Here is a 17,792-nt window from a genome sequence, read left to right as displayed (position 1 = left end):
ACTAAAGTTATTATTCATTTTCATAATCATTAATAATTCCTAGTCGTTTAGCGCGTTGTTCCCAGCTTTTTCTAGCTAAGCTTTGTAAATTAGCAACGTTATCACTCTCATCCATTATTTCATAACCTAAAAGAGTCTCTATAACATCTTCTTGGGTTACTAAACCGCTAACAGCTCCATATTCATCTACAACTAAAGCTAAATGTTCTCTTTGTTCAATTAGTTTTTCAAATAAATTAGGAATAGATAACTCTCTACTAGCTATTATAATTTCCCTTTTAATTGTTTTTAAAGGTTCATTTCCTTTATTATCAACCAAAGAAAGTAATAATTGGTCCTTTAGAACATATCCAGTTATATTATCTGGATTTTCAGCATATACAGGTATTCTAGAAAAGCGTAAAGGTCTGTTTTCATTAAAAAAAGATTCAATACTTTGGTTTTCATCAGCAGTAGTAAGTACTGTACGAGGTGTCATAATATGTTTAGCTTGAACTTCTTTAAAGTTAAGCATGTTTCTAATTACTTTACCTTCACTTTCATGAAAAACACCTTCTTGCTCAGCAATATCTGTCATTGCAGAAAAGTCTTCTCTACTTAAAACACTTTCTCCATGTGCTCCTTTACCAAATAGTTTAGTAAATAATTGAAGTATCCATATGATACCGGTGTATTTACAAAAGAAAATCAGCACATTTAAAGCTTTAGTTGTAAAGCCAGCTAAAGATTTCCAGTAAGTAGCGCCAATGGTTTTAGGAATAATTTCAGAGGCAACTAAAATCAAAATTGTCATTATAGCAGAAACGATAAAAACACCGTTTCCTTCATCACTAAATATTTTTTTTGCTTGAGCACCAACAAGTATAGCACCTACGGTATGAGCAATTGTGTTTACAGTTAAAATAGCAATAAGAGGTTTGTCTACATCTTTCTTTAATGTTTCAAGATCGCTTGCATAAGCTTTTTCTTCTTTCTTTTTTACATTTACAAAGGTAGGAGTTACACTTAATAGTACAGCTTCTAGTATGGAGCATAAAAAAGAGAAAAATATAGATAAGGTGGCGTAAACAATTAATAAAGTCATTTGTTAAAATTTTTAGGCTAAAATACGTAAAAAAGAAAACCTCAAGAACACGTTCTTGAGGTTTTACCTTGATGTTTTATTTTTTAGAAACCGTAATTTACTCCTAGACCAAACACTTCTCTAGTTTGGAACCCTTTGAAAGCATTGTCGTCATAAATAGCTTGCATAGAAAGGTTTGCAGAAAGGTATTTATTAACTTTCATTACCACATTAACAGTGTAATCTATATCAACATTTTGAAAATCTTCTAAGTAGTTACTGTATAAGTTTAGTATATTTTCAACAGACACATTTTTCATAACGTCTAATTTATAGTAAGCATTAACCGCAGCACCTAGTTCATAACGAGTAGTCTCGTTTTGTTCTACTCCAAAAGCAGGTCCTAAGTCTGTTAGGTGTTTGTGTACATAAATTAGTTTAGAAGTTGCAGGAGCGATGTTTACTTTTAAATTGTCGTGTTTTTTCCATAACATACCTGGTCCAAATTGGAAGTAGGCAGGAGAAAAGAAATGAGATGTTTGCTCGCCAGAAACATATGTAGAAGACATTTGAGTCTTAAAGTTAAAAAAAGTAGAATAATACCAATACCCACTAGCTTTTTTACCTAATAAAGAGTTTAACTCTAAACGGTCATCTGTTTTTTGCATTGCTTCTCCTTTTAACTTTGTTAAACCATAAGAAGCAATTAGTTTATTATCCCAAGTCCAGTCACCTTTGGTGTAATTAAAATCATAATTTAACCCAATGGTACCAGAAATATTATTTGTTCCACCAGCTAACCAGTTATTAAAAGCGGACTGATTGAATAGAAAAGAGATGTTACCACTCCTTTTCCATCCTTCTTTAGGCTCTTCTTTTTTTTCTTCTTGAGCATTAGCTGTTAAAGCTCCAAACATAACAGCAATAGCTAATAATTTTTTCATTTTAATAGTTTTAAATTAAAGTGTATAAATGTTTAACATAGAAGTTAGACAATAATATTGTATTAAAAGTCACGTTTTATGAAAAATATAGTTTAAACCAAGCCCAAAAACTTCTTTAAACTGTACTCTGCTAGAGGCATCATCATCAATAATAGTATGCAAACTGAGATTGGTAGATAGGTTTTTATTAATTTTAACAAAGAAGTTTAACTGATAATCAATATCTATATTTTGAGGTTTGTTTAAATAATCTGAATACACAGCAACTATGCTTTCCATAGTAACGTCCTCCATTATTTCGCTTTTAAAATAGGCAGATAAGTTAAAACCTAAACTAAAGCTAGTATTTTTACCTTCATCTACACCATATTTTCCCGAAAATTCGTCAGAAACAAAAGTATAACGAGCAGTTGCGGGAGCTATGTTTATTCTAGCGTCATCATTCCGTTTCCATAACATACCAGGTCCAAAACTCCAATATGCTGGAGAAAAGAAGTCTGAAACCGCTACTTTAGGTTCTTGTTTGTAATCATAACCTTTGGTATACTGTGTTTTAAAGTTACTAAAAAAAGATAAAAACCATAATTTTGAAGTTTTAAACCCTAAAAGAGAATTGTATTCAAACTGATCTTCTGTTTTTCTTATACCTTGACCATCTATATAACTTAATCCATAGGCTGATATTATTTTATTATCCCAGTTCCATTTTTTCTTTTTGTAGTTAAAGTCATAACCAAGTGTCATATTTCCAGCAACGGTATTGTTACCACCTGCTGCCCAATTTGAAAAAGATGATTGATTAAAAAGAAAAGTGTATTTTCCAGTTACAGTCCATTTTTTTGGTGGATTTTTCTTAACTAAAGGCTCTGCAAACACTCGCTTGTTAAATATGTAGAAAGCAAAACTAGTGTCTAAAGGGGAGTTTTGTAAACCTAAAGTTGAGATACTATCTTTTTTAGTTTCTTGTGAAACTAAAGAAAAGGAGTAACAAGAAATTAAGATTAAGAACAGCTTTTTCATTTGTGATTAAGTTGAGGAATTATACGAGTCTAATTATTTTTTCTCTTATAAAGTGGTACTGTTGAACAAGCCTCTCCAAACATAATGGTTTTAGCTACAGGTTTAATTTTTTCAATTAGTAAGGTGTATGCTGATGGTGGTATAGGCTTATTTGCACATCCTTTTATTATTACAGGCTTATCTTTATATTCAGAAGTGTCTAACTGTTGAATTATTTCTTGATATACTACAGTTTCTAATAATGTTAAGTCGCCAACAACAATCTTTTTAGCAAAAGGGGTAAGTTCAGTGGTCAGTAAAAGATAAACCCATGAAGGAATAATAGCATCAGTAGAACAAGTTAAAGAAACATAACTATCTAGATATTGAGACCAGTCATGGTTTTTTACAGTCTCTCTAAAATCTTTTTCACGAAGAATTAATTCTTCAAATAACCAATCCTTAATATCAAATATTACACGTTTACCCTCAGGGTAAAAATCTTCAAGGTCTATTGTAGTAAGCTTACTATTAGCAACTCTATTTATAATTTCTTCTGACATATTTTTTAGTTGAAAAGGTTAAAGTTATATTAACTGCTCTATAACATTCCTAATTCTAATTTAGCTTCTTCACTCATCATATCTTGAGTCCAAGTAGGATCGAAGGTGATTTCTACCTCGCAATTGTTAATCTCTTTTAAAGTTTTTACTTTTTCTTCTACTTCAACAGGTAAAGTTTCAGCAACAGGACAGTTAGGAGAAGTTAATGTCATTAATATTTTGGCATCATTTTCTTCTGATATAAAAACATCATAAATTAGACCTAACTCATATATGTCAACAGGTATTTCAGGGTCATATATGGTTTTTAATACACGTACAATTTTATCTCCTAATTCTTCTAATTTGTCTTCAGTCATAATTCTAAACTTCTTTTAATTCGCTAATTTGCTTTGCTGTGCAATTGCGTACATTTTAATTTGTTTTACCATGGATACTAAACCATTAGCACGTGTAGGGCTTAAATGTTCTTTCAGGCCAATCTCATCAATAAAATCAGTATCGGCGTCTAAAATAGCCTTAGGTGTTTGGTTAGAAAATACCCTCAATAATAAAGCCACAATTCCTTTTGTTAAAATAGCATCACTATCGGCAGTAAACTCAATAGTATCACCTTTTAATTCAGAATGTAACCATACTTTCGATTGGCATCCTTTAATTAGGTTTTCATCCAATTTGTAAGTTTCACTTATTAAAGGTAGCGATTTTCCTAGCTCTATTATGTACTCATAACGCTCCATCCAGTCTTCAAACATAGAAAACTCGTCAATAATTTCTTCTTGTATTTCTTTGATAGTCATTTTTTAAAACTATTTTTGCAAAGTCAAAAAGACCGTTTTTAATTAAAGACGCAAAATTACGACAAAAAAGGCAGTTGACATGAGAGTTTAAGCCTTAATGAGTATAATTAGTAAAAATTTAAGTCTTAGTAATTTATAAAGACTTAATGAAACAAATACATTTCTTCAGTTGAAGAAATATTAAGTAGAGTTATGAGTAAATTATTAGCAGTAGGAACAGTAGCATTTGATGCTATAGAAACACCATTTGGAAAAACTGATAAAATCTTAGGAGGATCAGGAACATTTGTAGGATTAGCAGCTTCACAATTTGGAGTGCAAACAGGAGTTGTTTCTGTAGTTGGAGGAGATTTTCCACAATCATACTTAGATATGATGAACGATAAAGGAATTAATACTGATGGAGTGGAAATCGTAAAAGAAGGAAAAACTTTCTTTTGGAGTGGAAAGTATCATAATGATATGAATTCTCGTGATACTTTAGTAACTGAACTAAATGTATTAGAACATTTTCAACCAGTGGTTCCAGAATCGTTTAAAGATGCACCTATTGTAATGTTAGGTAATTTACATCCATTAACACAAGCATCGGTATTAGATCAAATGAATGAAAGACCTAAGTTAGTAGTGTTAGATACTATGAACTTTTGGATGGATATAGCATTAAACGATTTGCATGAAGTATTAAAGCGTGTAGATGTTATTACAATTAACGACGAGGAAGCACGTCAGTTAAGTGGAGAATATTCTTTGGTAAATGCAGCAAAGAAAATTCATGAAATGGGGCCAAAATACGTGGTAATTAAAAAAGGGGAACATGGAGCTTTATTATTCAATGAAGGAAATATGTTCTTTGCACCAGCATTGCCATTAGCAGAGGTGTTCGACCCAACTGGAGCTGGAGATACTTTTGCAGGAGGTTTCTGCGGATATTTAGCTAAAACCGAAGATATTTCATTCGAAAATATGAAGAGTGCAATTATATATGGATCTAACTTAGCATCGTTCTGTGTTGAAAAATTCGGAACACAGCGTATGGAGGCATTAACTAGCGAAGAGGTACAAGTACGCTTAAAAGCGTTTAAAGAATTAACACAATTTGATATAGCATTATCATAAGCTATAAATCCGCGCTTTTTGCTGCGGATTTTTTTATACAACACACAAAACTACAACACAACTAAATACTTGAAATTAAATGAGTGACGCTATTAAACACGAATGCGGAATTGCAATGGTTCGTTTAAAGAAGCCATTACAATACTATAAAGACAAATACGGTACCGCGTTTTATGGTGTAAATAAAATGTACCTGTTAATGGAGAAACAGCACAACCGGGGGCAAGACGGTGCTGGATTAGCAAGTATAAAATTTAATGTAGAGCCTGGAACAAGATATATAAGCAGAATCCGTTCCAACCAATCACAGCCGATTCAAGATATCTTTGGTAAAATCAACCATAGAATCAATGGAGTTTTTGATGAGAACCCAGATAGGGTTGATGATGTAAAATGGCAAGAAGAAAATGTACCGTATATTGGAAACCTATTTTTAGGACACGTTCGCTACGGTACTTTTGGTAAAAACTCTATAGAGAGTGTACATCCTTTCTTGCGTCAGAGTAACTGGAAACATCAGAGCTTAATTGTTGCTGGTAATTTTAATATGACTAATTCTAAACATTTGTTAAATGATTTAATTGAATTAGGTCAACACCCTAAAGAGTCTACTGATACTGTAACAATTTTAGAAAAAATAGGACACTTCTTGCAGTCGGAAGTTTCAGATTTATATTTGAAAGCTAAAGAAGAAGGATTTAATAAAAAGGATGCTTCTCCTTACATAGAAGATAACCTAGATATTCAACGAATTTTAAAACGTTCGGCTAAAAACTGGGATGGTGGATATGCTATGGCAGGTATGCTGGGGCATGGAGATGCGTTTGTGTTGAGAGACCCATCAGCTATTCGTCCAGCTTTTTTTTATGAAGACGATGAAGTAGTTGTGGTTGCTTCTGAACGTCCAGTTATTCAAACAGTTTTTAACGTTGATATAGAGTCAATAAAAGAGGTTGAAAGAGGACATGCGTTAATAATCAAAAAGAATGGAGAGACAACAATGTCGCCAATTTTAGAACAGCGTCCCAAAAAAGCATGTTCATTTGAGCGTATTTATTTTTCAAGAGGAAGTGATGCATCAATTTATGAAGAACGTAAAAACTTAGGGAAATATGTGTTTCCTGAAGTTTTAAAATCTATTGATAGTGATATAGAAAATTCAGTGTTTTCTTACATACCAAATACGGCAGAAACATCATTTTTTGGAATGATGGAAGCTGCTGAAGATGTATTAAATCAGCAAAAGACTGATGCAATTTTAGCGGGTGAAGGAAAGCTTTCAAAAGAAAGAGTAATTGAAATTCTTTCTAAAAGACCACGTTTTGAAAAAATAGCGATTAAAGATGCTAAACTACGTACTTTTATTACAGATGATAGTAGTCGTGATGATTTAGTTGCGCATGTTTATGATGTTACTTACGGAGTTGTAAAACCAACAGATAATTTAGTAATTATTGATGATAGTATTGTAAGAGGTACTACCTTGAAGAAAAGTATTATTAAAATCTTGGATCGATTGAATCCTAAGAAAATAGTAGTAGTTTCTTCTGCGCCTCAAATACGTTATCCAGATTGTTATGGTATTGATATGGCTAAGATTAACGATTTTATTGCTTTTAAAGCTGCGTTGGAATTGTTAAAAGAAACAAATCAGTATCATATTGTTGATGAAGTGTATCAAAAATGTAAGCAACAAGAAAACAGTGAAGATAAAGATGTGATAAACTACGTTAAGGAAATTTATGCACCTTTTACAGATGAAGAAGTTTCTGCAAAGATTGCACAAATGTTAAAAACTGCAGAGATAAAAGCTGATGTCGAGGTGATTTTTCAGCCAGTAAGTGGTTTACATAAAGCTTGTCCAGACAATTTAGGAGATTGGTATTTTACTGGAGATTATCCTACTGATGGAGGTCATAGGGTGGTAAATCAGGCATTTATAAATTTTTATGAAGGAAATGATAAGAGGGCTTATTAATAATTAATTAGCCAGTAAATAAAAAAGAGTAATCGTTTTTTCGATTACTCTTTTTTTATGTGATAAAATATGTTTAATTACATAGGTACTACAATGGCACCAGAGAATTTTTCTCGGATTTCATTTAAAGCCCTATCAGCATGTAAGCGTGTTTTATAATTCCCTACTTGTATTTTCCATTCAGGTTGTTTATAAATTAGTTTTGTGTAAACATCAGGGTATTCAACTTTAAACCTATTACGGAGGCTTCTAGCGCGTCTTTCAAGTCCATTGTATAGTTGGATTCTGTACCCGTTTCCATTGCTCTTGTTGTAGGTTCTTTTCTTTTCTATCAGTGAAATAATGTGCTTGTTGTCAGTAAGTTTTTCTTGAGCATTAGCTTTGAGTGCAAAAGCAGTAACAAGAAATATAAAAGTAATAATTAAGCTATGTTTTTTCATTTTGATGAATCTTTTTACAAAAGTAATGACTTGTGAGTTAATACGTTGTTAACGCTAGTTATTTAGAATTGTTATAAATTATAGATTAGGATTCTCTTAACATTTCACAATTTAGACAGAAGTAGTACTTTTGTGCAACTTTCTGTGTGCTAATTTTAAAATTAGTATAACAGAAAAAATTGTACCAAAATAGATACAAAACTTATATTTTTATAGTATGAAAAGTGTGAATCATCACAGTAGATTAACTAAAACTCTAGCAAAGAGTTTAGCTTTCTTTTTAGTTTTCTTAGTAAGTTTTTCGGCGTTTTCACAAGATATTGATGAGGCGCGTCAAAAAGAAGGGAAAAAATTGTTTAAATCTCTTTGTGCATCTTGTCATAAGTTAGATAAGAAGCTGGTTGGTCCTGCTTTGGCTGGGATTGAAGAGAGAAGAACCAATGAATGGTTGAAAGCATGGATAAAAGATAATGCTGCTTTAAGAGCTTCAGGGGATAAAGAAGCAATTGCGATTTTTGAAGAGTATAATGGTTCTAATATGACTGCTTTTCCGCAGTTATCGGATCAAAACATTGATGATATCCTTTACTATACCACGGTTGGTGAGTTAAAGAAGACTCCAGCAGCAGGAACTGATATTGAAGGAGTTGGATCTCAAGGTGATCAGGCACCAAAATGGTTGATATATATATTGGCTGCAGCTATTGTTGTGGCATTCTTAATTATTGGTAGTTTGTTAAAAACTATTAGTGAATTAAAAGGCGCTCCAAAAACTCCAGGTTTAATGGGGCAAACTGCTGAGTTGTGGCAAGGAATTAAACAGAATACTTTCTTAAAAGTGTTAACCGTTATTTTTGGAGCTTTAATTGCTGCTTATTTCTTGTTTGGAACTTTGTTTAAAGTTGGTGTTGATGAGGGGTATCAGCCAATTCAACCAATAGCTTTTTCACATAAAATTCACGCAGGAGATAATAAGATAGATTGTCAATACTGTCACTCTGCAGCAAAACATAGTAAGCATTCGGGTATACCATCTGTAAATGTTTGTATGAATTGTCATAAGAATATTTCTGAAGTAGCAGACGATACAAAAGTTGTAATGGATGATCATACATTAGTAAAAGCTGATTTAGATAAAGAAATCGCTAAGATTTATGAAGCAGCTGGTTGGGATGCAGAAAAATTAGAATATACTGGAAATACTAAGCCGGTTAAATGGGTGAGAGTTCATAACTTGCCAGATTTCGCATATTTTAACCATTCACAACACGTAACTGTAGGAGGAATTGCATGTCAAAAATGTCATGGTCCAGTAGAGGAAATGGAAGAAGTATATCAATATTCGCCATTAACAATGGGTTGGTGTATTGACTGTCATAAGGAAACTAAGGTTGACTTAAAAGGTAATGAGTACTATGCTAAAATTCATGAAGAACTAGCTAAGAAGTACGGTGTTGAGCAAGTAACTATTGCTCAATTAGGAGGAAAAGAGTGTGGTAAATGCCACTATTAATCAATTTAGAAAGTAGAAAAACACATATATAAATGGCTTCAAACAAAAAATACTGGCAAAGTGTTGAAGAACTAAAGGGTAGTTCTATTGTTGAAACGCTACGTAATAATGAGTTTGTACAAGATATTCCTACAGATGAATTTTTAGGCGACAAAGATACCTTAGAAACATCATCAACTTCACGTAGAGACTTCTTGAAATATGTTGGATTTACCACTGCAGCAGCTTCTTTAGCAGCTTGTGAAGGTCCAGTAAGAAAATCAATTCCTTATGTAGTGCAACCTAATGATATCGTAGTAGGCGTTGCTGATTGGTACGCAACTACAATTGCAGACGGTTTTGATTTCGCAAACGTATTAGTAAAAACACGCGAAGGACGTCCAATTCAAATCATGCCAAATAAAGAGGCAGGAGGTGTAACTAGCGCACGTACTCAAGCGTCAGTTTTATCATTATACGATGAAAAATTACGTTTAAAAGAACCAAGAAAAGGAAAAACTCAAATCTCTTGGGCAGATGCAGATAAAGAAATTATCGCAAAATTAAACGAATTAAAGAATGCTAATGAACCAGTAGTATTATTAACAGGAACTTTAGCGAGTCCTTCTACTGAAAAAGTAATAGCAGATTTTATTACAGCTTACCCAAATGTTAAGCATGTGGTATATGACGCAATTTCTGAAAGTGCAACTGCTGATGCTTTTGAAGCCATGTATGGTAAAAGAGCATTGCCAGATTACGATTTTAGTAAGGCGGAAGTTATCGCGTCCATAGGGGCAGATTTTATTGGTGATTGGCAAGGGGGATACGAAAAGTCTTATGCAGAAGGTCGTAGAGTAGAAACTGGTAAAATGTCATACCATGTTCAAATAGAAGCTAACATGTCTTTAGCGGGAGCAAATGCCGATAAAAGAATTGTAGCCAAACCATCTGAGCAAGTTTTCGCTTTAATAAACTTATACAACCAAATAACAGGAAATAGCCTTCCTTCAAAAGCAACAACTTTTGATGTAGAGGTAAAGCAATTAGCTAAAGACCTTAAAAAAGCAGGTTCAAAAGGGGTTGTTGTTACAGGTTTAAATGATAAAAACGCACAATTAATTGCATTAGCAATCAATAAAGCGTTAAATAGTGAGGTAATAGATACTGAGGCGGTGAATTTAAAGCGTCAAGGTAACGATACCCAAGTAGCTCAATTGATAGCAGACGTTAAAGGAGGTAAAGTAAAAGGTTTAATTACTTATAATGTAAATCCTTTATACACTTTAGCAAATGCAGTTGATTTAGCAGAAGGAATTAAAAATTTAAAATTATCTATAGCTCTATCTACTCAAGATGATGCTACAGCTAATGCTACACAATATACATTGCCAGCACCTCATAACTTAGAAAGTTGGGGAGATGTTATGGCGAAGCAAGGTGTTTATAGTTTAATGCAACCAACTATACAGCCACTATTTAACACACGTCAAATACAAGACGTTTTGTTAAAATGGTCTGGAAGTACAGTGAACTATTACGATACTTTAAAAGAATTTTGGAGTACAAATGTATTAGGAGGGGCTTCATGGAATCAAGCATTACATGATGGGTTCTTTAAAGTTGAAAAAGTTACTGTAGAAGAAGAAATAGCTTTTGAATCTACTGTAGATATAAATGTAGTAGCAGCGCAATTAGTGAAAAATGCTAATAATGCTTCAGGATTCGAATTAAGCTTATACTCATCAACAGCGTTAGGAGACGGTAAACAAGCAAATAACCCTTGGTTACAAGAATTACCTGACCCTATTACAAGAGCTTCTTGGGATAACTACTTGACTATTTCGATTTCAGATGCAAAAGAATTAGGTTTTGAAAACCCAGTAAAAGATAATGGTGCTATTGATGGTAATTATGCTAACGTAACAGTAAATGGCATAACAATAAATAAAGTACCAGTACTTATACAACCAGGTCAAGCAAAAGGATCAGTAGGTTTAGCATTAGGATACGGTAGAACTCAAGGATTAAAATCAGAAATGCAAGTAGGTGTCAATGCCTATCCATTCTACCAAAATGGAAACAATGTTCAGTATAATGTTTCTATTGAAAGAACTTCAGGATGGCACAAGTTTGCTTGTATGCAAGTACAAAGTACTTTAGCAGGTCGCCACGATATATTAAAAGAAGCTTCATTAAAAGAAGTAAACGATAAAAAATTAGATCCTAAGCATACTTGGAATAAGCCATTTATGGTCTCTTATGATCATCAAGAAGTTGAAGGAAGTAAAATTGACTTATGGGATGAGCATGACAGAAGTTTAGGACACCACTTTAACTTATCTATCGACTTAACATCTTGTACAGGTTGTGGAGCATGTGTTATTGCATGTCACGCAGAAAACAACGTACCAGTTGTTGGTAAAGATGAAATGAGAGTTGGTAGAGATATGGCTTGGTTACGTATTGATCGTTATTATTCTTCTACTGTGGAAGATAAGCAACATAAGGCTAAAATGACATTGGAGGAGTTCAAAGCTCAAAATCCAAACATAGCTAACCAAGAAATTGAAAGACGTTATACTGAAAAAGTATTAGAGCTAAGCAAAGGAGATTTATTTGATGCTTTAGAAAACCCAGCAGAAAATCCACAGGTTGCTTTCCAACCAATGATGTGTCAGCACTGTAACCACGCACCATGTGAAACAGTATGTCCGGTAGCAGCAACATCTCACGGTCGTCAAGGTCAAAACCAAATGGCATATAATCGTTGTGTAGGTACTCGTTACTGTGCAAATAACTGTCCATATAGAGTTCGTCGTTTCAACTGGTTTAATTATGCTGAAAACAACGAGTTTGATTTTAACATGAATAACGAGTACGGTAAAATGGTGTTAAACCCAGACGTAGTAGTTCGTTCTCGTGGTGTAATGGAAAAGTGTTCTATGTGTATTCAAATGACACAAGCTACTATCTTAAAGGCTAAGAAAGAAGGTAGAGCTGTTAAAAAAGACGAGTTTGAAACAGCATGTTCAGCAGCATGTTCTACTGGTTCTATGGTGTTTGGAGATATAAACAACACTGAAGATACAGTTACAGCATTAAAAGAAGATAAAAGAGCTTTCCACGTTTTAGATTATATTGGTACAAAACCAAACGTAGTGTATCAAGTGAAAGTAAGAAATACAAACGAAGCTTAATAGTAAAATTAATAAGTATATAGATTTATGTCGTCTCATTACGAATCATCTTATAGAGAACCTTTAATACTTGGTGACAAGAGTTACCATGATATTACTGAAGATATTGCTAGACCTATTGAAGGTAAAGCAAACAAAAATTGGTATATAGCATTCTATATCTCTTTAGCAGCAATGTTATGGGGATTTGGATGTATCTTTTACACCGTAGGAACAGGTATTGGTGTATGGGGATTAAGTAAAAACATCGGTTGGGCATGGGATATTACCAACTTCGTATGGTGGGTAGGTATTGGTCACGCAGGAACACTTATTTCTGCAGTACTTTTATTATTCCGTCAAAAATGGAGAATGGCAATTAACCGTTCTGCAGAAGCGATGACAATCTTTGCGGTATTCCAAGCAGGATTATTCCCAATTATTCACATGGGACGTCCATGGAACGGATACTGGGTATTACCAATTCCAAACCAATTTGGATCATTATGGGTTAACTTTAACTCGCCATTATTATGGGATGTATTCGCAATTTCTACGTATTTATCGGTATCATTAGTTTTCTGGTGGACTGGTTTATTACCTGATTTTGCAACGATTCGTGATAGAGCTGTTAAACCTTTCCAAAAGAAAATTTATGCATTATTATCTTTCGGGTGGTCAGGTAGAGCAAAAGACTGGCAACGTTTTGAAGAAGTGTCGTTAGTATTAGCAGGATTAGCAACACCATTAGTACTTTCTGTACACACAATTGTATCGATGGACTTCGCAACTTCTATCAACCCAGGATGGCACTCAACAATTTTCCCTCCTTATTTCGTAGCAGGGGCGATATTCTCTGGATTTGCAATGGTACAAACCTTATTAGGTATTATGCGTAAGGTTACAAATATGGAAGCATATATTACACGTTTACACGTAGAGTATATGAACATCGTAATCATTTTAACAGGAGGTATCGTAGCAGTAGCTTATGCAACAGAGTTCTTTATTGCATGGTATACAGGTTCTCCTTACGAAAACTACACATACTTATCATTTGGAGCAGAAGCAGGAGCTTACGGATGGGCATTTTGGTCGTTATTAATTTGTAACATTTTCACACCACAGTTATTATGGATCAAAAAGATTAGAAGAAGTTTTATTTGGTCTTTTATTATCTCGATAGTAATTAACATCGGTATGTGGTTTGAGCGTTTTGATATTATTGCAATTGTATTAAGTAAAGGACAGTTACCATCTACATGGTGGCGTTTTGAACCAACGTTCGTAGACGTAGGTATCTTTATAGGAACTATCGGATTCTTCTTTGTATTATTCTTATTATATGCAAGAACTTTCCCAGTAATCCCTACAGCAGAGATTAAGACTATTTTGAAATCATCAGGTGAGAATTTTAAAAAATCAAGAGAAGAGAACAATGAGCACTAATAAAGTAATTCACGCATTATATAATGATGATGATATCTTAATGGATGCCGTTAAGAAAGTAAAAGCAGAAAATCATCATATTGAAGAAGTATTTTGTCCTTTTCCAGTTCATGGATTAGACAAAGCAATGGGATTAGCACCAACACGTTTAGCAATTACCGCTTTTTTATATGGTATTACAGGCTTATCAGTAGCAGTTTGGTTAACATGGTATACTATGATTGCTGATTGGCCTCAAGATATTGGGGGAAAACCAAACTTTTCATGGGCTACCAATATGCCAGCTTTTGTTCCAATATTATTTGAATTAACAGTGTTTTTTGCAGCACACTTAATGGTAATTACTTTTTATATGAGAAGTAAGATATGGCCATTTAAAGAAGCTGAAAACCCTGACCCAAGAACTACAGATGATCACTTTTTAATGGAGATTCCTGTTAAAGGGAGTGAAGAAGAGTTGGTGTCATTATTAGAGAAAACTGGAGCTGTAGAAATTAACGTAGTAGAAACGCACTAATAAAGAGATATGAAGAATTTAAAAATAATTATCGCTTTAGCTGTAGCAGCAACAAGCTTAAGTTCTTGTAACGATAAACGAAAACCACAAGTACAGTTCATGCCAGATATGTATGTATCTGTACCCTACGATGCAAATGGAGCCGAAGGTATTAATAATGAAGAGGTAAATAAATTACCAGTAGCAGGTACTGTAAGCAGAAACGGAGTTGTAGCTTATGATATTCCAGACACTAATGAAGGATATGAAAAAGCAAAAGCTGAATTAAAAAACCCATTACCAACTACTGAGGCTAACTTAGAAAAAGGTAAAGAGTTATATGACATATACTGTGCTTCTTGTCACGGAACAAAAGGGGATGGTAACGGAGTGTTATCGCAAAGAGATAAATTTAATGGTATCCCAAATTACGCAGACAGAGAGTTAACCCCAGGGAATATTTATCATGTAATTATGTATGGTAAAAACTTAATGGGATCTCATGCATCACAGTTAAGATACAATGAGCGTTGGCAAGTTGTACAATACGTAGAAAAATTAAGAAGCGAATTAAAATAAGTCTATAATAGATAGTTAAGATATGTACCAGTTTTCAGGAAAATTAAAAATGCTAGCTATTGTTTTAATGGCTGTAGGACTTTTAGGAACAGGTTATAGTTTCTTTTCAGCGCCTAAAACATTAGAAGAAGCAAAAGAAATTTTAGCAAAACAAGATGCACATCATGGAGGTCATGAAGCGAAAGCAGATCATGCTGATGTAGAGCATAAAGAAGAAGCTAAAATTGAAAATCACGAAGAAGATACAACAACTGAAGAGCATGTTGCAGATAGTACTGCTACACACACTGAAGAAGTAGCACACAACGGTGAACAAAATCATTCGGAAGAAGCTATTGAAAATACACAAGCAAAAGATAGTTCGGCAGTACATGTAGCTGAAGATGATCATAAAGAAACTGCAACTGATGAAGCTAATGAAACAACTGAAGCACATACTGAAGTAGCTGCTCATGGTGAAGATCACGGAGATGCTCATGCAGAACACGCTTTACACCAAATGCAAAATAGACCTTGGTCTGCTTTGTATGTTGCTTTATTATTCTCTTTAGGTATTACATTGTTAGTGCTTGCTTTTTATGGTTCACAAATTGTTGCACAAGCAGGATGGTCTGTAGTATTGCACAGAGTAATGGAAGCTATTTCATCAAATTTACATTATGTGAGTTTAATAATGTTAGTATTCTTAATACTTACAGCAATGCATATGAATCACCTGTTTACTTGGATGGGAGAAGGAGTAACTGACCCAACAAGTCCAAATTATGATGCTATAGTAGATGGAAAAAAATGGTGGTTAAATACTCCAGGTTGGTTAATAAGAAGTATTGTTTACTTAGCAGGTTGGAATGTTTATCGTTTTCTAATAAGAAAGTGGTCGTTAGCTCAAGATAACGGAGATTTAAAGCAGCATAAGAAAAATTATAATGCAACAGTTATATTTCTTATATTCTTCATGATTACTGAAAGTATGGCTTCTTGGGACTGGATTATGGCAATAGATCCGCACTGGTTCTCAACATTGTTTGGATGGTACGTATTAGCTACTTTCTTAGTGTCTGCTTTAACAGTTATAGCAATGGTAACTATTTACTTACGTTCAAAAGGAGTATTGCCATTGGTAAATGATAGTCATATTCACGACTTAGCTAAATTTATGTTTGGTTTCTCAGTATTCTGGACATATTTATGGTTCGCACAGTTTATGTTAATTTGGTATGCAGATATGCCAGAAGAAACAACTTATTTCTTATTACGTTTTAACGAATATAAAGTACCATTTTTAGCAATGGTTGTAATGAACTTTATTTTCCCAGTATTATTATTAATCAACAGTGATTTTAAGAGTAGACCTTGGTTTGTAATTTTAGGAGGAGTTGTAATCTTAGCAGGTCATTATATTGACTTATTTGTAATGGTTATGCCAGGAACAGTAGGTGGTCAATGGGCATTTGGAATTGGAGAGATAAGTGGGGTACTATTCTTCACAGGATTGTTTATTTTTGCTACGTTTAATGCGTTTGCAAAAGCTAATCCAGTGCCAAAAGGTAATCCTTATTTACACGAAAGTGAAACCTATCATTACTACAACATCGAACACACAGGAGAAGATAGTAATCATCATTAATAAAAAGAATTAATAAACAAATAGTTTAGATAATATGCTCGCTTTATTTTATATTTTCATAGCAGTTGCAATCGGAGTAAGTTTTTGGCAAATTACTCGTATAATGAATTTCCGTTCTGTAATTGCTACAGATGAAGACAACGAAAAACAAGCTAAATATTCATTAGCTTTCCTAGCATTCCTTTATGCAATGATGATTTACTGCTTAATTGCCATGAATGTAATTATGTTACCAGAAGCTGCTTCTTTTGAAGGAGAGCATGATGACAACCTTTTTAATATCACTTTTTGGTTAATTGGAATAGTTCAGTTTGGAATGCAGTTTTTAATTTTCTTCTTTACTTACAAGTACAGAGGAAATAAAAACAATAAGGCATTATTTTATGCAGATAGTCATAAGTTAGAATTAATTTGGACAACTATTCCTGCAGTAACAATTGTGTTATTAATTGGATATGGTTTATGGGCTTGGAATAACATTATGTATGTTGGAGACGATGAAAACCCTATTGTAATTGAAGTATACTCTCAACAATTCCGCTGGGATGCACGTTATGCAGGTGAAGACAACCAATTAGGTTTAGGTAATGTAAACTTTATCAAAGGAATTAACACTATGGGGGTCGATATGTCAGACCCAAGTGCACAAGATGATAAGCAAGTAACAGAATTATACTTACCTAAAGGGAAGAAAGTATTATTCAAGTTCCGTTCGCAAGATGTATTGCACTCTGCTTATATGCCACACTTTAGAGCACAAATGAACTGTGTTCCAGGTATGGTAACTCAATTCGCATTTACGCCAAAGTATACCACAGCAGAAATGCGTCAAAATTCTGAGGTAATTGCAAAAACAGAAGGAATTAACAAAATTAGAAGAGCTAAAGGAGAAGACCCATATGAGTTTGATTACTTATTATTGTGTAACAAAATTTGTGGAGCATCTCACTACAATATGCAAATGAAAATTACTGTTGTTGAAGAAGAAGAGTACAACAAGTGGTTATCAGAACAAAAAACATTAGCTCAAGTTATTAAATAAGATATTTTTTTAAAGTATATAT

General features: G+C 33.5%; 16 protein-coding genes. 9 read left to right on the top strand and 7 right to left on the bottom strand.

Features of this window, described 5'->3' with window-relative positions; translation table 11 throughout:
* Positions 1-10: 10 nt before the first annotated feature.
* From D6200_RS09525 to D6200_RS09500, 6 genes are all read right to left on the bottom strand, one after another.
* Entirely contained in the window at positions 11-1,084 is a 1,074-nt protein-coding gene (locus tag D6200_RS09525; RefSeq protein ID WP_047788290.1) for a CNNM domain-containing protein, read from the bottom strand.
* An 83-nt stretch (positions 1,085-1,167) separates the two neighbouring features.
* Positions 1,168-2,007 (bottom strand): DUF3078 domain-containing protein, encoded by an 840-nt coding sequence (locus D6200_RS09520; RefSeq protein ID WP_073182515.1) that lies wholly within the window; start codon positions 2,005-2,007, stop codon positions 1,168-1,170.
* 69 nt (positions 2,008-2,076) lie between these two features.
* Positions 2,077-3,027, bottom strand: a complete 951-nt coding sequence (locus D6200_RS09515; RefSeq protein WP_083574791.1) for a DUF3078 domain-containing protein — start codon at positions 3,025-3,027, stop codon at positions 2,077-2,079.
* Between the two features lie 29 nt (positions 3,028-3,056).
* Positions 3,057-3,569: a DUF2480 family protein gene (locus D6200_RS09510; protein ID WP_073182516.1), complete on the bottom strand. Its 513-nt coding sequence runs from the start codon at positions 3,567-3,569 to the stop codon at positions 3,057-3,059.
* Positions 3,570-3,607: 38 nt separating this feature from the next.
* A complete protein-coding gene (locus tag D6200_RS09505) occupies positions 3,608-3,928 on the bottom strand; it encodes a DUF59 domain-containing protein (RefSeq protein ID WP_047788293.1) in 321 nt (106 codons plus the stop codon).
* Positions 3,929-3,943: 15 nt separating this feature from the next.
* A complete protein-coding gene (locus tag D6200_RS09500; protein ID WP_047788294.1) occupies positions 3,944-4,369 on the bottom strand; it encodes a SufE family protein in 426 nt (141 codons plus the stop codon).
* 192 nt (positions 4,370-4,561) lie between these two features.
* On the opposite strand from D6200_RS09500, the gene D6200_RS09495 reads away from it, so the two are divergent.
* Together D6200_RS09495 and D6200_RS09490 are read left to right on the top strand one after the other, a co-directional pair.
* Positions 4,562-5,488 (top strand): PfkB family carbohydrate kinase, encoded by a 927-nt coding sequence (locus D6200_RS09495; protein ID WP_073182517.1) that lies wholly within the window; start codon positions 4,562-4,564, stop codon positions 5,486-5,488.
* Between the two features lie 79 nt (positions 5,489-5,567).
* Positions 5,568-7,466: an amidophosphoribosyltransferase gene (locus tag D6200_RS09490; protein ID WP_073182518.1), complete on the top strand. Its 1,899-nt coding sequence runs from the start codon at positions 5,568-5,570 to the stop codon at positions 7,464-7,466.
* Positions 7,467-7,543: 77 nt separating this feature from the next.
* Here the strand turns inward: D6200_RS09490 and D6200_RS09485 are convergent, their stop codons facing one another.
* Positions 7,544-7,906: an SPOR domain-containing protein gene (locus tag D6200_RS09485; protein WP_073182519.1), complete on the bottom strand. Its 363-nt coding sequence runs from the start codon at positions 7,904-7,906 to the stop codon at positions 7,544-7,546.
* A 217-nt stretch (positions 7,907-8,123) separates the two neighbouring features.
* On the opposite strand from D6200_RS09485, the gene D6200_RS09480 reads away from it, so the two are divergent.
* The 7 genes from D6200_RS09480 to D6200_RS09450 are packed head-to-tail and all read left to right on the top strand — an operon-like array spanning position 8,124 to position 17,770.
* A complete protein-coding gene (locus D6200_RS09480; protein WP_073182520.1) occupies positions 8,124-9,419 on the top strand; it encodes a c-type cytochrome in 1,296 nt (431 codons plus the stop codon).
* A 32-nt stretch (positions 9,420-9,451) separates the two neighbouring features.
* Positions 9,452-12,598 carry a TAT-variant-translocated molybdopterin oxidoreductase gene (locus D6200_RS09475; protein WP_073182521.1) on the top strand — a complete coding sequence of 1,049 codons (3,147 nt, stop codon included), beginning with the start codon at positions 9,452-9,454 and terminating at the stop codon, positions 12,596-12,598.
* Positions 12,599-12,625: 27 nt separating this feature from the next.
* Entirely contained in the window at positions 12,626-14,026 is a 1,401-nt protein-coding gene (gene nrfD / locus D6200_RS09470; RefSeq protein WP_028891351.1) for an NrfD/PsrC family molybdoenzyme membrane anchor subunit, read from the top strand.
* On the top strand, positions 14,016-14,543 hold the full coding sequence (locus D6200_RS09465) for a DUF3341 domain-containing protein (RefSeq protein ID WP_047788300.1): 528 nt from the start codon (positions 14,016-14,018) through the stop codon (positions 14,541-14,543). Before nrfD ends, D6200_RS09465 begins: the two co-directional genes overlap by 11 nt.
* Before the next feature lie 9 nt (positions 14,544-14,552).
* Positions 14,553-15,101, top strand: a complete 549-nt coding sequence (locus D6200_RS09460) for a c-type cytochrome (protein WP_172644827.1) — start codon at positions 14,553-14,555, stop codon at positions 15,099-15,101.
* Between the two features lie 22 nt (positions 15,102-15,123).
* A complete protein-coding gene (locus tag D6200_RS09455; protein WP_073182522.1) occupies positions 15,124-16,728 on the top strand; it encodes a quinol:cytochrome C oxidoreductase in 1,605 nt (534 codons plus the stop codon).
* Between the two features lie 34 nt (positions 16,729-16,762).
* Entirely contained in the window at positions 16,763-17,770 is a 1,008-nt protein-coding gene (locus D6200_RS09450; protein ID WP_073182523.1) for a cytochrome c oxidase subunit II, read from the top strand.
* Positions 17,771-17,792: the final 22 nt, after the last annotated feature.

Origin of the sequence: Tenacibaculum mesophilum, from assembly GCF_003867075.1 — a bacterium.
Classification (GTDB): domain Bacteria; phylum Bacteroidota; class Bacteroidia; order Flavobacteriales; family Flavobacteriaceae; genus Polaribacter; species Polaribacter mesophilus.
Note: the sequence above shows the minus strand (reverse complement) of the source record. Positions and strands in the feature narration are given on the sequence as shown.

What these genes read in the sequence shown, in the direction of transcription:
- D6200_RS09525 (WP_047788290.1), bottom strand. Translation starts at nt 1,084, where the DNA reads ATGACTTTATTAATTGTTTACGCCACCTTATCTATATTTTTCTCTTTT.
- D6200_RS09520 (WP_073182515.1), bottom strand. Translation starts at nt 2,007, where the DNA reads ATGAAAAAATTATTAGCTATTGCTGTTATGTTTGGAGCTTTAACAGCT.
- D6200_RS09515 (WP_083574791.1), bottom strand. Translation starts at nt 3,027, where the DNA reads ATGAAAAAGCTGTTCTTAATCTTAATTTCTTGTTACTCCTTTTCTTTA.
- D6200_RS09510 (WP_073182516.1), bottom strand. Translation starts at nt 3,569, where the DNA reads ATGTCAGAAGAAATTATAAATAGAGTTGCTAATAGTAAGCTTACTACA.
- D6200_RS09505 (WP_047788293.1), bottom strand. Translation starts at nt 3,928, where the DNA reads ATGACTGAAGACAAATTAGAAGAATTAGGAGATAAAATTGTACGTGTA.
- D6200_RS09500 (WP_047788294.1), bottom strand. Translation starts at nt 4,369, where the DNA reads ATGACTATCAAAGAAATACAAGAAGAAATTATTGACGAGTTTTCTATG.
- D6200_RS09495 (WP_073182517.1), top strand. Translation starts at nt 4,562, where the DNA reads ATGAGTAAATTATTAGCAGTAGGAACAGTAGCATTTGATGCTATAGAA.
- D6200_RS09490 (WP_073182518.1), top strand. Translation starts at nt 5,568, where the DNA reads ATGAGTGACGCTATTAAACACGAATGCGGAATTGCAATGGTTCGTTTA.
- D6200_RS09485 (WP_073182519.1), bottom strand. Translation starts at nt 7,906, where the DNA reads ATGAAAAAACATAGCTTAATTATTACTTTTATATTTCTTGTTACTGCT.
- D6200_RS09480 (WP_073182520.1), top strand. Translation starts at nt 8,124, where the DNA reads ATGAAAAGTGTGAATCATCACAGTAGATTAACTAAAACTCTAGCAAAG.
- D6200_RS09475 (WP_073182521.1), top strand. Translation starts at nt 9,452, where the DNA reads ATGGCTTCAAACAAAAAATACTGGCAAAGTGTTGAAGAACTAAAGGGT.
- nrfD (WP_028891351.1), top strand. Translation starts at nt 12,626, where the DNA reads ATGTCGTCTCATTACGAATCATCTTATAGAGAACCTTTAATACTTGGT.
- D6200_RS09465 (WP_047788300.1), top strand. Translation starts at nt 14,016, where the DNA reads ATGAGCACTAATAAAGTAATTCACGCATTATATAATGATGATGATATC.
- D6200_RS09460 (WP_172644827.1), top strand. Translation starts at nt 14,553, where the DNA reads ATGAAGAATTTAAAAATAATTATCGCTTTAGCTGTAGCAGCAACAAGC.
- D6200_RS09455 (WP_073182522.1), top strand. Translation starts at nt 15,124, where the DNA reads ATGTACCAGTTTTCAGGAAAATTAAAAATGCTAGCTATTGTTTTAATG.
- D6200_RS09450 (WP_073182523.1), top strand. Translation starts at nt 16,763, where the DNA reads ATGCTCGCTTTATTTTATATTTTCATAGCAGTTGCAATCGGAGTAAGT.